Consider the following 13,937-nt stretch of genomic DNA (forward strand, 5'->3'; position numbering starts at 1 on the left):
TTCACGAGAGACTCAGCTCCCTGATCCGCTGGCCGATCAGCCGCACGGTCGGGTACTCCATGACGGCGACCAGCGGGAGCTGCACGGCGAAGGCGTCGGCGAGCCGGTCGGCGATCTGCACCGCCGTCGCGGAACGGCCGCCGAGCTCGAAGAAGTTGTCGTCGGCCCCGATCCGCTCCAGGCCGAGCCCGGCCGCCCACACGCCGGCCACCTCCGTCTCCAGACCGGGCTCCGGCTCGATGTACCCGGTGCTCAACGTCGCCGGGCGAGGCCGCGTGGCCCCGACGAGCGGCGTCACGGCGTGGACCGGTGCGGCCGCGTCCCCGGCCGCACGCGGCGTCGCGCCGCGCACCGTCAGGCCGGAGAGCTGCCCCGCCACAGTAAGCAGGCCCTCGACTGTGGCGGCGTGCGCGGCGGCATTGTCGAGATCGGCGGTGTCCCAGACGGCGAACGTCCAGCGTCCGCGGCCGTGCAGCCGCTCCGTACGCGCATACGCCTCCAGCGTCCGCATCCCGCCCGAGCCGGCCGACGGACACAGCACCAGGCGACGCTCCGCCGCCTGCCCGCCGAGCGCACCCGCGAGAGCGTGGAGGTCGCGGATCGCGGCCGGGCCGTCTTCGTGCCCGCCGACGGCGTGGATCACGAGGTCCACCGCGCCGAACACGTCGGCCGCCCTGCGGATCGCGTCCTTCAGCCCGACCTCGTCCCCGGAGCCGAGCGGCAGCGCCAAGACGCGCGAGCCCGCCCGCTCGAGCTGCGCCAACGCCGCCGAGCTTTCGCCGATCAGGGTGCTGCCGGTGATGAGTACCAGCCCGCACTGGTAGTGCTCGGCCAGGTGACGGGCCATCACCAGGCCGCCACCGCCGAGCCCGCCGGTGATGAGCACCGTGTCGTTGGCATTGAGCGGCGGCCGATCGGCGTCCGGCTCGGGCAGCGGGCACGGCTCGGCCTGCGGTCGCCAGACCTCGTCGCCGCGCACCGCGAGGCTCGCGTGCTCGAGGCACAGGATCGCCGACAGTACCTGGTCGAGGTCTGCGTCGGCCGCGACGTCGACGTGCCGGAATCCCACCTGGGGGAAGCGTTCGGCGAGCGCCGGGGCCAACGCGGCGATCCCCGCGTGCTCGGGATGCCGCAGATCCGGGCCGAACACGCCCACCACACCCGGTGTCAGCAGGACGCACTGGGCTACCGGCAGGTCACCCGCGTCGGCGAGCGCCGCGGCGAACGCCAGCACCGAGTCGTGCCCGCGCTCCTGTTCGGCCTCGAAGTGTCCGACGCCGTCGCCCTGCCCGGAGCCGAGGCTGAAGCCGTGGACCACGGTCCGCGGCACGACCACCAGCGAGCGCACCAGCTGCCCCAGGTCGTCGGTGTCGGCCGGGCGAAGGGCGAAATCCCCATCGTCGGCAACGAATTCCTGCCCGCTGCGCACGGTGACCACTTCGGCCCCCGCGTACACGAGCCGGTCGGCCAGCGCCTGCGCCTGGCCCTCGCCGCCGAGGATCAGCCAGGGCCCTGCCGCGCGCAGCCTGCGATCCAGACCGGCCGACGGCAGGGGATGCCTGCGCCAGGACTCGAGGTGAGAGCCGTGATCCGGGTTCTTATCCACGTGCTCTGACTTTTCGTCACTGCTGAGCCAGTACCTCTTGCGCTGGAACGGGTAGGTGGGCAGCTCGATCCGCCGACCGGCTCGCTGATGCAGCGCGGCCCAGTCGATCGTCGAGCCCGCCTGCCACAGCCTGGCCACCAGGGCCGGCAGCCACTCCCCCGCCGTCCCGCCGTCCGGCGCAACGACGACGATCTCCTGCGGACCGGTGGCAGACCCCTGCTCCGGATCGTGAATCAGGACCCCGATGCCGCCGAGCGCCGATCGCAGTGCGGCAAGCACATCCTCGGGCTCAGCTGTGGCAGTTCGGCCCGGATCAGAGGCCAGCAGCCTGATCGCGGCGGCCAGTTCGGCCCACCAGGCCTGCGATACGCCCGTTCCGGCGACCAGCCCCACCAGCGGGTCGCGTCGCCGGGTCTCGCCGTCGATCCAGCGGGCCGGGTCGGCCAAGGCCGCCACGGCGTCGTCACGATCGCGGCAGACCACGGCTCGGCGCAGGCCGAACCGCCCGCGCGAGACCTGGAGGGTGTACGCCACGTCGGCCAGATCCTGCTCAGGATGTCGGGCGATGTGCTCGCGCAGGCGCCGGGTCAGGGCCGCGAGCGCCTCGGCGTCCGCGGCGGAGAAGGTGAGCAGGTGCGGACCCGGCCGCTCGGGGCGCGGCGCGCGCGGCGGCGGCTCCTCGAGCACCACGTGCGCGTTCGTGCCGCCGACGCCGAAGGAGTTGACCCCGGCCCGGCGCGGGTGCGCCCCGGCCGGCCAGGGCCGGTCCTCGGTCAGTACGGTGAACCGCTCGCCCGCCGCGGCCAGGGCCGGGTTCGGGGTCTGATACCCGGCGGTGGCCGGGAGGGTGGCGTCGCGCAGGCTGAGCGCCGCCCGCAGCAGCCCGGTGACGCCGGCGGCCCGGTCCAGGTGGCCGATGCTGGGCTTGACCGAGCCCAGCACGCAAGGGCTCTGCCGCGCCGGGCCGAGCACCCGGTTCAGGGCGGAGAGCTCGATCGAGTCCCCGAGCGGGGTGCCGACGGCGTGGCACTCGACGTAGCCGATCGAGCCGGGTTCGACCCCGGCCACGGCCAGCGCGCTCTCGATCACCGCCGCCTGGCCGGCGACCGCGGGCGCGGAGTATCCGGCCCGGTCGCGGCCGTCGTTGTTCATCGCGGAGCCGAGGATCACCGCGTGCACGGTGTCGCCGTCGGCCAGGGCGTCGGGCAGCCGCTTGAGCGCCACCATGGCGGCGCCGGCCCCCATGACGGTGCCGTCGGCCGCGGCGTCCAGGGCGCGCACCCGCCCGTCCGGCGAGAGGATCCCGCCGGCCTCGTAGTGGTACCCCGCGTGCGGGGGCAGCGGCAGGAACGCCCCGCCGGCCAGCGCGGTGTCGCACTCGAACGTGACAAGGCTCTGACAGGCCAGGTGCACCGCCACGAGCGAGGTGGAGCAGAAGGTCTGCACGGTCAGACTGGGACCGCGCAGGCCGAGCTTGTAGGAGACCAGCGAGGCGAGCGAGTCGCGCTCCATCCCCGCGGCCACCAGCTGCTTGCCGCCGGGTTCGGCGGTCAGCCGGTCCAGATGGGCCGTCATGTACTCCGGAAACGCGCAGCCGGCGAACACGCCCACCAGCGTTCCGGGATCGGTGGGGCAGTATCCGGCGCTCTCCAGCGCCTCCCAGGAGCACTCCAGCACCAGCCGGTGGTGCGGGTCGGTGGCTTCGGCCTCGCGGACGCCGAAGCCGAACGCGGCGGCGTCGAAGAGTTCGAGGTCGGCCACCGCCGCGCCCACCCGCACGTACCCGGGGTCGGCGCGCTCCTCGGCGCCGACCCCCGCCGCGCTCAGTTCCTCGTCGGTCAGCTCCCGCAGGCCGGGTATCCCGGCCCGCAGGTTGCGCAGCAGCGCGCCGACGTCGGCCGCGCCGGGAAACCGGCCCGACATCCCGACGATGGCGACCGCCGATTCGTACTCCGCTTCGTTCGCGGTATCCGTCATGTCGAAATCCCCAGCCTGTTGAGCCATGGCCCTCCGCGCCGCGCGGAGCGGAGGGCCCCCGGAATGCCCGCTCTACACCAGCGCGCTGCGTCCCCAGCCGTGCGAGAGACGGTAGGTGGCCACCGCGCCCGCCACGACGCCGAACACCAGGCACACCAGCGCCGCCCGGAGCGCGGGGCCGGCGTCGCCGGCGATGGCGTGGCGGAACATGCCGAGGCCCCAGTAGCCGGGCGAGTACTTCGCCACCGCCTGGGCCCAGCCCGGCATCATGCTGGTCGGCAGCATCGAGCCGCCGATCGAGCTGATCACGATCGCGCCGACGTCGCTGGCCACGATCAGGTCCCCGCGGCTGCGCACCACGATCGCCAGGGCCGAGCCCAGGGCGAGCAGGGTGAAGCCCCACACGGCCATGGCCATCAGCAGCAGGGGCAGGGAGTGCGGGAACTCCATCCCCACCACCAGGCACCCGTAGACGATCAGCACCGCCTGCTGGAAGACCAGCACCACGAACACCGGCACGGCCTTGCCGATCAGCAGCTCGACCCGGGCCGCCCGGCTGGCCCGCAGCCGGTCCCAGGTCTGCCACTCGCGCTCGATGAAGATGGAGTGGCCGACGATGGCGGTGGCGAAGAAGGAGAACATCACGAGCTGGCCGGTGACCGCCTCGACCGCGCCCGCGCCCAGCGCCTTCTGGTACAGGGGCTGGAAGAGCACCATGAAGATCATGGGCGTCACCAGGTAGCTGATGAGCTGGGAGGGGTCGCGCAGCCGCAGGACGGCGTTGTAGCGGATCAGGGCGCGGGTACGGTACAGGGCTTCAGTCGACATCGCTGGCCACCAGGGATCGATAGAGGTCGTCGAGGGTCGGGTTGTTCAGTTCCACCGACTCCACCGGCCGCGGAGCCTTCTCCAGCAGCTCGAGCAGGGTCGTGGTGGGGTCCGTGGTGGAGACGTGGAACTCCTCGGTCGCGCACCTGACCCGGACCTGTCCGGGCAGGGAGCCGAGCAGTTCGGCGCTGCTGCCGCGGGCGATGATCCGCCCCTTCGAGGCCACCGCGATGGTGGCCTGAAGCTCGGTCAGCTCGGTGAGGTAGTGGGTGGTGTAGACGATGGCCGCGCCTTCGGCCGCCCGCTGCTTGACCACGTCGAGCAGCGCCTGCCGGGTCTCCGGGTCGGCCCCGGCGGTGGGCTCGTCGAGCAGCAGCAGCCGGGGGCCGTGGATCAGCGCGGTGGCCGCCTGGGTCCGCCGCTGCTGGCCGCCGGAGAGGTAGCCGGCCTGGCGGTCCAGGAAGGAGGTGAGCTGCATCAGCGTGACCAGCTCGTCGATGGCGTTGGCCAGCGCGGCTCCGCGCAGGCCGGCCAGGCTGCCGAACAGGCTCAGGTGCTCGCGCACCGTCAGCGGCTTGTACAGCGCGATGTGCTGCGGGGACATGCCGACCAGGTCGCGGGCCTTGGCCGGGGGCTGGCCGTCCACCAGGACGGTGCCGCTGTCCGGCTGGATCAGGCCGGAGACCATCTCCACGAAGGTGGTCTTGCCCGCTCCGTTGTGGCCCACGAGCCCGACGATCTCGCCCGGCTCCACCCGGAGGCTGAACCCGTCGAGCGCCTTGATCTCGTCGTACCGCTTCCTCAAATCGATCGCTTCCAGCACGGTCACTCCTCCCGCAGGGCCCAGGCCCGTCCGACGGACGTGGGGGATGGGTCGTCGTTGCTGACGGCCGCGCGCAACTGCACCCGGTCGAACTTGCCGTTCACCGATCTGGGCAGGGCGTCCAGCACGTGGACGCGCTGCGGCAGCATGTAAGAGGGCAGCGTTCCGGCGAGGGCGCGGGTGAGCGCGTCCGGCGCGGTCCCGACTTCGCGCATGGCCACGTACAGGACCACGCGCTGCCCCAGCCGTGCGTCCTCGACCCCGAGCGCCACCGCCTCCGAGGCGAGGCCGGTCGCGTACGCGGCCTCCTCGATCTCGGTGGGACTGACCCGGTAGCCGGAGGTCTTGATCATCTCGTCGACGCGGCCGACGAAGTAGAGGAACCCGTCCGCGTCGCGGTAGACCGTGTCCCCGGACCACACCGCGGTCTCCGGCCCGGTGCCGGAGTCCGGGCGCGGCAGCGGCCGGAAGCGCTCCGCGGTGCGGACCGGGTCGTTCCAGTACCCGAGCCCGACCAGCGCGCCGCGGTGCACCAGCTCTCCGTGCTCGCCGGGGGCGCAGGGCGTCCCGTCCGGACGCACCACCAGCACCTCGGCGTTGGGGATGGCCTTGCCGATCGAGTCCGGCCGCCGGTCCACCTCGGCCGGGTCCAGGTAGGTGGAGCGGAAGGCCTCGGTGAGCCCGTACATGAGGTACGGCCGCGCGGCCGGGAAGATCCGCCGCAGCCGCGCGAGCGTGGCCCGCGGCATCCGCCCGCCGGTGTTGGCGAAGTAGCGCAGCCGCTCGGTCGCCTCGGCGGGCCAGTCCTGCTCGACCAGTTGCAGCCACAGCGGCGGCACCCCGGTCAGGCCGGTGACGCCGTGCCGGGCGCAGAGCCCGACGACGTCCTTGGGCCGCAGGTAGTCGGCCAGCACGACGTGCGCCCCGGCGTTCAGGGCCGTGGTGAGCTGGCTCAGGCCCGCGTCGAAGCTGAGCGGCAGGATGCCGAGCACGACGTCGTCCGGGGTGTTGCCCAGGTACGCGGCCACACTCGCGGCGCCGGCCAGCAGGTTGCGGTGCGAGAGCACCACGCCCTTCGGGCCGCCGGTGCTGCCGGAGGTGTACATGATGGCCGCGACGTCTTGGTCAATCACCTCGTCGGCCCCGGGCACCGGGTCTGACGGCGCGTCGGCCGCGTCGGCCCCGCCCACCAGCTCGGCCCACGGAACCAGCCCATTCTCGGACTCCGTGGCCGTCGGCGAGCTGCCGCCGATGAGCACCACGGGCACCGCCGCGTCCTGCTCGAACGCCGCCAGCACGGTCCGCGACCGTTCCGCGGTGGTGACCACCGCACGCGGCGCGCAGTCCCGTAGGACATAAGAGAGCTGACCCTGCCGGTAGAGCGGGTTCACCGGCACGAATACCGCGCCGGCGGCCGCGACGGCCAGCAGGGAGACGACCGTCTCCGGCCTCTTCTCCGCATAGACCACCACCCGGTCCCCGCGCCGTACGCCCAGGGCGTGCAGGCCGTGCGCGGCTGCGGCCACCTGCTGCGCCAGCGCGCGGTAGGTCAGCGTCACCGCCCCGACGGTCACCGCCGGGCGGTCCGGGTCGCCGCGGCCGACGAGCTGGTCGATGCGCACGACCGGGCCGGCCGGGACTCGGACGCGGGGCTCGGGCGTCGACTCCGGCTTCGGCTCCGCCTTCGACTCAGGCATCGACGAACTGCCCGGGTTCGGCCAGGGCGGCCACCACCAGCCACAGCGAGCCGACCGTGTCGAAGGTCTCGTCGGTGAGCACGTCGTCGGGCAGTTCCAGGGCGAAGGTCTCCTCGAGGTCGTTGAGCAGCTGGACCACGCCCATCGAGTCGAGGCCCAGGGCCCTGAGGTTGTCCTGAACCCCGAGCTCGGCACCGTCCGCGTAGGGCAGGTGCGTCAGCAGGGTCTTCCGGAACGCGTGCGGAACATCCATCGTCGCCACCACTTCTTCGGTGAGCCTGAGCGCGTCGTCGTGCGACGCTCCGGCAGCGCTGCGGCTGCCGCGCCACGGGATCGGCCCGTCGCGAGACCGATCGGACCACGGCGCGTTCTCGCCGGCTCATCGGTCCGCTATCGAAAGCGGGGCGATAGCGCAGCGATGAATCGACCGGTCACGGTGGCCTCGTTGTGCACGACGGGATCGGACTTCGGGAGGCACCATGTTCACCGATACGCTCTCGCCGATGGACCCCGTCACCGCCGGTCTCACGGCGGGTGGCGGCGGGGCCGACGGCCGGGCGGCAGCCGGCGACCGCGAGCGGGCGGTGTACCGGTACGCCACCGCCCGCGGGGCGCTGCTCTCGCCCGACGCGGCGGCCGCCGACCTGGGCCTGCCCCTGCCGGAGGTCCACGCGGCGATCCATCGGCTCGTCGATCTACACCTGCTGGAGGCCGACGACGCGGCCGCGGGCGCACTCGTGCCCAGAGGTCCGCAGGTCGCGGCCGCCTTGCTCATCTCCCCCATCGAGCGCGCGATGTACCAGCGCCGGGAGTTGGCCGACACGCTGCGCGAACACATCGAGGACATCACCAGGCCGGAGCCCGGCGGGACGGAGCCGGCCGGCGCCATCGACGTGCTGCACGGGGTCGCCGAGATCCGGGGGCTGTGCAAGCTGGCCGCCGAGGTCTGTCGCAGCGAGCTGATCGTGCTGCGGCCCAGCCACGGCGACGGGGACGTGTTCGACGAGCTCTTCGACGCCTGCTACGGCATCCTCGCGCCGGGCATCAGCCTGCGTATCATCGGCCCGCACCGCAACCGGGCCGGCTTCGACGCGCGGGCCAAGGCGGCGCGGTGGGAGCAGAGCGGCGCGCAGATCCGTACCCTGAGCCAGGTGCCGCAGGCCGCCGTGGTGTTCGACCGGACCCTCGCGGTGATGGTCAACCTGTCCGACTCCGGCGGCGAGCCGACGGCCAGGCGGGTGCGCGACCAGAACGTGGTGCGCTTCCTGATCAGCCTGTTCGACCAGCTGTGGGAGAGCGCGACCCCGTTCTCCTCGGACGAACCGGGCTACGCGGCGGCCAGCGACGACCTGCAGCGCACCATCGCCCGGCTGATGGCCCAGGGCTTCACCGACGAGGTGGTGGCCCGGCGGCTCGGCATGTCGGTGCGCACCTGCCGCCGGCACATCGCGGCCATGCTGCAGAATCTGGACGCGGTCAGCCGCTTCCAGGCCGGAGTCCAGGCCGCGACCCGGTTCACCCTGCACGACGCCTGCGGGACGTGAGGACGCCGGCGCCTGCCGTCAGTGCCCTGGGCCATGGTGGCGGCCGGGCACCGGGGCAGGCGCGGCGCGCACCATACGCTCGGCCACGGATCGCAGAGGTCGAGCACTGACCAGGGCGCCCATCGGTACCCCGGCCCAGCCCTGTTCGTCGAGCAGCGCGAGCACCCGCGGCGTGCGCAGTGCCCGTCCCCCGGCGACGACGTAGCCGTCCGTCGGATCCACTCCGTCCAGACCGTTGGCCTCCTGCACGGCCGACACCAAGGCGTACTCGGCAGGTGTGCCCGCGCCGGCCTCGGCTGTACCGGTCACGTTGGTGGGCCCGGTGATCCGGAACAGGTCCGGGCACCGTACGGCGGGCTGGTCGTACATCAGGCCGAGCAGGTGAATCCGCAATTCCTCCGGCGTGACGGGGCCGCGGGCGACCACGTCCGCGACCATGCCGCCCTCATGGGGCGCCAGCCGGATCGAGGCGACCGCCGGGTGCGTGCCCAGCAGCGACGCGGTCTGCGCGCAGTCGACGGCGTCGCCGTGGACGCGGACCAAGGGCCGCCGGGCCGCAGCCGGAGGGAACTCCAGCAACTCAGCGGCCTCACTCACGCGCAGGTCCGTACCCGGCTCCCGGTGCGCCTCCACCAATCGCGCGCAGCCGCGCAGGAAGCGCTCGGCCGCGTCGCGGTCCATCACCTCGTCCATCACCTGCAGGGCCAACGTGACTCCGTCACCCCACTCGTACATACGGAGGTAAAGATCAGAGTCCGCAAACGCCCAGTCCTCGGGCGCGGCATGCCAGGCGAGACGGTCGCGTCGGGTGCCGCACGAACGCGGCGCGTTGTCCAGGAAGTTGAGTTCCGACCTGACCCGGACCGGCTGGCCTCGCCGCGCGCTCTCGCGTGCGAGCTCCTCCTCGATCCGGTCGTACGGAACGTGGGCGTGCTGCATGGACTGCTCGACCCGCTCGGCCGCGCGGCGCAGCACGACGCTGAACGGCGGGTCGTCCCTCAGGTCCACGGCGACCAGCGTCGGATAGGACATGCAGGTCAGCACATCGGAGTACCCGCTGGCCGCGCGCTGGCTGGTGTAGAGCCGGTGCGCGATCGACTGCTCGCCGGTGTAGGCGGCCATGACGACGGCGTAGGCGGCCAGGTACACGGCGGACGGCCAGACCCGGTACCGCTCCGCGATCCCGCGCGCCGAGGCGAGCAGCGACGGCACCGTGAAATGAGCGCTGTGAGCGCTGTGAGCGCTGTGAGCGCTGTGAGCGCGGTGTGCGCTGTGAGCGCCCGTGCTCCCGGCCGGTGTGCGCCGGGACGCGTACACGTCGGCGGGCAGCCGGGCGATCTCACCGCGCCAGTGTCCGAGCGCTGCGTCGACCTGGTCCGGGCGGCGGGCGGACTCGCGCCGGGCCAGGTCCACCGGCTGGTCCAGCACCGGCGGCAGGGCCACCGGCTGCGCCCGCACGCGCGCCGCGAGCACCGTGTCCAGCTCGGCCCGCAGGATGTCCAGGCTCACGTCGTCGAAGGCCAGATGGTTGAACACCAGGTGCAGCCGCCGCAGCGCGCCGCCGGTGGTGACGACGCAGGCGCGCAGCGGCCATTCGCGGCCGAGGTCGAACGCGGTCCGGGTCAGCCGCTCCACCACCTCGGTCGGCGACGCGGTGCCGTCCTCCTCGGTGGTCGCCTCGTGGATGCGCGGGGGCGCGGGCGGATCGACCCGCTGGCGGGGCCAGGGCACCGCGTCCACGTCGTAGACGGTGCGCAGGATCTCGTGCCGGCGGGTCAGGTACGTCAGCGCGGACCGCACGTGCTGCGTCGTGGCGCCCTGCGGCAGTGCGTAGCTGGTGGTGATGTGGGCCTCGTGCCGAGAAGCGGCCGGCATCGCGAGGTAACGCAGGACATGGTGGTGCTGGCCCCAGCACAGATTCGCGCTCTTCGCCGTTTGCATCAGCCCTCCCGGATAAGTCCAATGTGCTGATACTCTCCGTTCTCCCCGCGGCCCGAAAGCTCGCCCTGCTGGCAATTAATGACCGGCACGAAACTGACACCGGTGAACGCGCTGGTCCCCGGGCCTGCGCCTTGACGCGGCCATTCCCACGGGCACATCGTGAATGACGTTCGGGGTTCTCCGAATTTCGATCAGACGCAGACGCGGAAAGCTGAATTCCCGATTTCCAGGAGATGCGGTTGCCATCATGACGAAGACTGAGATCAGGCCCGCGATCGGGCTGGGCCTTGAGCGGCTGGCCCGGGCCGAGGGCCTCGCGGCCGGACTGGCCGAGGCCCTCGAGGGCCTCGGCGCCGAAGCAGCCCCCGGCTCCGTCGCCGCGCTGCCCGCCGCGGCCGTGCCCGCCGACGCGGACGTCGCGGCGCACCCCCTGGCCGCACGCGTGGGCATCTGCTTCGTCCGGCCCGCGGTGAGCGGGATCGCGCCGCCGGCCGAGCTCACCGCGTTCGGCGTCCGCCTGGGCGCGGTCCGCCTCGGCGTCACCCGGCGGCTGTTGGAGCACACCGTCGCGCACCTGTCCGGCCGGACCATCGGCGGCGAGCAGGCCGTCCGCAAGCAGCTGATCCAGGGGACGCTCGCCGAGGCCGAGGTGACGATCGCCGTGGTGCGCCACATGCTGCGGGCCGAGCCCGCGGTCGCGGCCGCCGTGGCCGACGCGCACGCGCGGCTCACCGGCCTTGACTGGGAGCTGGCGAAACTGCTCGGCGCCAGCGGATACCTCGCCACCGGTCCGGCCGCCGAGGCCTACGTCTCGCGGCTGACCGCCCACTGCTGGATTCCCGGATCGGGAGAACTCACATGGCTGAGCTGAGCCCACTGCTGCTCGAACTGCGGGACATGAGCCGGGAACTCGGGGGCGAGCTGCGGACCATGGCCCTGGCCCTGGACGCGGACCCCGCCGACACCGAGATGCTGCGCGAATCGCCCACGCTCTCCTTCCTGCGCGTGGTCGGCACGCCCAAGGCCTTCCGGGCGTACGACGTCCCGGCGCACGCCGAGCAGTTCACCGAGAGCTGCCTGGGCCGGGTTGTGTGCAACATCGAGCTGGCCCGCGGCGACGTCAGCGTCCTGCAGGCCGTCGCGGCCCCCTCGCTCGCCGGGTTCACCGTCGACGCGCTGGGCGACGCCGCGCAGCAGGACGCGTTCTACCGCGACTTCGCCAAGTACGAGCCGTGGACGTTCTTCGGCATGACCGAGGCGCGCGGCGGCAGCGACGCGACCGCGATGCACACCAGCCTGGACCCCGACGGCGACGGCGGCTTCCTGCTGAACGGCGCGAAGCGCTACGTCGCCAACGCCGACCGCGGCCTGATGGGCGTGGTGTGGGCCAGGACCGGTACGTCCTCGCTCTCCATCCGGGCCGTGCTGCTGCGCCGTCCCGCGCCGGGATTCTCCAGCAGCTCCCTGGACATGCTGGGCATGCGCGGCGCGCGCTTCGGCGAGATGGTCTTCGACGCGGTGCCGGTGCCGCGCGAGATGCTGCTGGGAGCACACCTGCCGGCCTCCCGGCGCGGCCTGTGGGGCGGGAACCGCGCGTTCACCGTGGTACGCCTGCAGATCGCGGCCCAGGCGCTCGGCGCCGCGTTCGCGGTGCGCGACGCGGTGTGCGCGCTGCGGCCCGGCTGGACCGGCCACGAGCTGATGTCGGCCCGGCTGGACGCGGCCAGGGAACTGCTCTACGACGCCGCGGTGGGCGCCGACCTCGACCCGGACGCTCGGATCCCGGTGGCGGTGGCCAAGGTGCACGCCGCCGAACTGGCCGTGGAGACGACCCGGTGGGCCGAGTCCGCGCTGCCTCCCGGCACGTTCCTGGACCATCCGCTGCTGGAGAAGTGGTGCCGCGACATCTACGCGTACCAGTTCATGGACGGCACCAGCAATCTGCTGCGCCTGGCCATCGCGCCCAGCGCGGGCGCGCACGGGGAGGACTCGTGACGCCAGGCGACGTGCGCGGCCGTCTTGTCGGAAACACCTGAGATCAGGGGTCGTGGACCATGACGAGAATCCCGCGCGGGGCGGCGGTCCTGCCGGCGGTACTGCCGCCGGGCCAGTGCCACCTGTGGCTGGTCCGGGTACGCCGGCGCCCCGGCTGGCTCGGCCTGCTGGACCCGCGCGAGCGGCGGCAGGCGCAGCGGCTCTGCGACAGCGGCGCGGCGGACGTCCTGGTCACCTCGCGCGCCGTGCAGCGCCTGGTCGGCGCGCGGTACCTGGGCGTGCCGCCGGCCGAGGTGGAAATCAACCGCGACTGCGCACACTGCGACAGGTCCGGCGAGCACCAGGGCCGGCCCAGATTCCGTGATTCAGACCTCGATTATTCGGTCTCGCACAGCGACGGCTGGGTCCTGATGGCAATCACCCGGACCGGGCTGGTCGGGGTGGACATCGAGGACCTGGCCTCGGCGCCCGAGCCCGAGGGCTTCGCCCGGACCGTGCTGACCTCCGCCGAACGCGAGCAGTTCGACCGACTGGCGCCGGCGGCCGGGCCGCGTTGGCTGATGGGCGCGTGGACGCGTAAGGAGGCTGCGATGAAGCTGACCGGCCTCGGCCTGGCGGCCTCGCCTCGGGCTCTGGACGTGAGCGGGCCCACGGTCGCGGCTGCCGAGGTGCCGCGCTGGCCGGCCGCCGACGTACACCTGCGCGCCGTCCCGGCCCCGGACCACCACGTGGCCGCGCTGGCCACGACGGTGCCGGGCATGGAGCTGCGGCGGTTCACCCTGCCGCGGCCCGCGGCCGGGCTGAGGTTCCATCCGGGCGCCACCCTCTCCTAGGAGTCGCACTCATGGCGGTCATGCAAGTTCTGCCGGAGCAGCCGGCGCAGCTGGAGCAGTTCGAAAAGCTCGAACAGCTCGAACAGTTGGAGAACGAGGCCGGGGACGCGCATCCACTCCTCGGCCGGGAGTTCGAACGCGCCCAGGTAGAACGCGCCCTGGACGCCCTGTCACAGGGAACCGCGTGCCTGGTCGAGATCAGCGGCGACCCCGGAATCGGCAAGACCCGGATGCTCGCACAGATCGGGTATCGCGCCCAGCGCCGCGGTTTTCCGCTGCTGGCCGGCCGCACCGCCGTGCCCGCGTGCGAACGCCCGGCCGGCGCGACACTCGGCGGCTTCGGCGCGCTCGGTGCCCTCGGCGAGGCGATCGACGACCACCTGCGCGGAGTCGCCCCGCGCTGTCTGGCGGATCTGAACCCCGAGCACCGCGAACGCCTCGCCGCGCTGTTCCCGTCGTTCCCCTCGCCCACCTCGATGCGCTCGTTCCCCTCCCTCCATGCGTTCCCCGCGTTCCCGTCTCAGGCCTCGGCTTTCGGCAACGCCCCCGAGCGGGAGCGCTCGGCTCACGGCCTCTTCCTGTCCGTCCGCGCACTGCTCGAGGCCCTCGCGTCGGCGGGTCCGATCGTGATCACCCTGGACGACGTCCACTGGGCCGACGAGGACACCACCACCGTGCTGGCCCTCCTCCTGG

Annotated in this window: 11 protein-coding genes; 5 read left to right on the forward strand and 6 right to left on the reverse strand. The window is 73.0% G+C overall.

Going from position 1 to position 13,937, the window contains the following annotated elements:
* Position 1: 1 nt before the first annotated feature.
* The 5 genes from KDL01_RS09580 to KDL01_RS09600 all read right to left on the reverse strand — a co-directional run bounded on the left by KDL01_RS09580 (position 2) and on the right by KDL01_RS09600 (position 7,184).
* Positions 2–3,583: a beta-ketoacyl synthase N-terminal-like domain-containing protein gene (locus KDL01_RS09580; protein WP_212528036.1), complete on the reverse strand. Its 3,582-nt coding sequence runs from the start codon at positions 3,581–3,583 to the stop codon at positions 2–4.
* A 72-nt stretch (positions 3,584–3,655) separates the two neighbouring features.
* On the reverse strand, positions 3,656–4,411 hold the full coding sequence (locus KDL01_RS09585; RefSeq protein ID WP_212528037.1) for an ABC transporter permease: 756 nt from the start codon (positions 4,409–4,411) through the stop codon (positions 3,656–3,658).
* Positions 4,401–5,234, reverse strand: a complete 834-nt coding sequence (locus KDL01_RS09590; protein ID WP_212528038.1) for an ABC transporter ATP-binding protein — start codon at positions 5,232–5,234, stop codon at positions 4,401–4,403. The genes KDL01_RS09585 and KDL01_RS09590 overlap by 11 nt, the downstream gene beginning before the upstream one ends.
* Before the next feature lie 2 nt (positions 5,235–5,236).
* Complete coding sequence (locus KDL01_RS09595) at positions 5,237–6,931, reverse strand: acyl-CoA ligase (AMP-forming), exosortase A system-associated (protein WP_212528039.1); 1,695 nt, start codon at positions 6,929–6,931, stop codon at positions 5,237–5,239.
* Positions 6,924–7,184, reverse strand: a complete 261-nt coding sequence (locus KDL01_RS09600; protein ID WP_212528040.1) for a phosphopantetheine-binding protein — start codon at positions 7,182–7,184, stop codon at positions 6,924–6,926. Before KDL01_RS09600 ends, KDL01_RS09595 begins: the two co-directional genes overlap by 8 nt.
* A 226-nt stretch (positions 7,185–7,410) precedes the next feature.
* On the opposite strand from KDL01_RS09600, the gene KDL01_RS09605 reads away from it, so the two are divergent.
* A complete protein-coding gene (locus tag KDL01_RS09605) occupies positions 7,411–8,475 on the forward strand; it encodes a helix-turn-helix transcriptional regulator (protein ID WP_212528041.1) in 1,065 nt (354 codons plus the stop codon).
* 18 nt (positions 8,476–8,493) lie between these two features.
* On the opposite strand, the gene KDL01_RS09610 is transcribed toward KDL01_RS09605, so the two are convergent.
* On the reverse strand, positions 8,494–10,416 hold the full coding sequence (locus tag KDL01_RS09610) for a condensation domain-containing protein (protein WP_212528042.1): 1,923 nt from the start codon (positions 10,414–10,416) through the stop codon (positions 8,494–8,496).
* Positions 10,417–10,663: 247 nt separating this feature from the next.
* Between KDL01_RS09610 and KDL01_RS09615 the strand changes: the two genes are divergently transcribed.
* The 4 genes from KDL01_RS09615 to KDL01_RS09630 form a co-directional block, all read left to right on the forward strand.
* The gene (locus KDL01_RS09615) at positions 10,664–11,287 is read left to right on the forward strand and encodes an acyl-CoA dehydrogenase family protein (protein WP_212528043.1); all 624 of its coding nucleotides are present in this window, start codon (positions 10,664–10,666) and stop codon (positions 11,285–11,287) included.
* Positions 11,275–12,411 (forward strand): acyl-CoA dehydrogenase family protein, encoded by a 1,137-nt coding sequence (locus tag KDL01_RS09620; RefSeq protein WP_212528044.1) that lies wholly within the window; start codon positions 11,275–11,277, stop codon positions 12,409–12,411. The genes KDL01_RS09615 and KDL01_RS09620 overlap by 13 nt, the downstream gene beginning before the upstream one ends.
* Before the next feature lie 59 nt (positions 12,412–12,470).
* Complete coding sequence (locus KDL01_RS09625) at positions 12,471–13,244, forward strand: 4'-phosphopantetheinyl transferase family protein (RefSeq protein ID WP_212528045.1); 774 nt, start codon at positions 12,471–12,473, stop codon at positions 13,242–13,244.
* 11 nt (positions 13,245–13,255) lie between these two features.
* A partial coding sequence (locus KDL01_RS09630; protein WP_212528046.1) for an ATP-binding protein occupies positions 13,256–13,937 on the forward strand: 682 nt, incomplete at its 3' end.

Origin of the sequence: Actinospica durhamensis (assembly GCF_018139695.1) — a bacterium.
GTDB classification, from domain to species: domain Bacteria; phylum Actinomycetota; class Actinomycetes; order Streptomycetales; family Catenulisporaceae; genus Actinospica; species Actinospica durhamensis.

Excerpts from the sequence above, each read along its gene's own strand:
- KDL01_RS09600 (WP_212528040.1), bottom strand. The coding sequence starts at position 7,184 with ATGGATGTTCCGCACGCGTTCCGGAAGACCCTGCTGACGCACCTGCCC.
- KDL01_RS09595 (WP_212528039.1), bottom strand. The coding sequence starts at position 6,931 with ATGCCTGAGTCGAAGGCGGAGCCGAAGCCGGAGTCGACGCCCGAGCCC.
- KDL01_RS09620 (WP_212528044.1), top strand. The coding sequence starts at position 11,275 with ATGGCTGAGCTGAGCCCACTGCTGCTCGAACTGCGGGACATGAGCCGG.
- KDL01_RS09580 (WP_212528036.1), bottom strand. The coding sequence starts at position 3,583 with ATGACGGATACCGCGAACGAAGCGGAGTACGAATCGGCGGTCGCCATC.
- KDL01_RS09585 (WP_212528037.1), bottom strand. The coding sequence starts at position 4,411 with ATGTCGACTGAAGCCCTGTACCGTACCCGCGCCCTGATCCGCTACAAC.
- KDL01_RS09615 (WP_212528043.1), top strand. The coding sequence starts at position 10,664 with ATGACGAAGACTGAGATCAGGCCCGCGATCGGGCTGGGCCTTGAGCGG.
- KDL01_RS09610 (WP_212528042.1), bottom strand. The coding sequence starts at position 10,416 with ATGCAAACGGCGAAGAGCGCGAATCTGTGCTGGGGCCAGCACCACCAT.
- KDL01_RS09625 (WP_212528045.1), top strand. The coding sequence starts at position 12,471 with ATGACGAGAATCCCGCGCGGGGCGGCGGTCCTGCCGGCGGTACTGCCG.
- KDL01_RS09605 (WP_212528041.1), top strand. The coding sequence starts at position 7,411 with ATGTTCACCGATACGCTCTCGCCGATGGACCCCGTCACCGCCGGTCTC.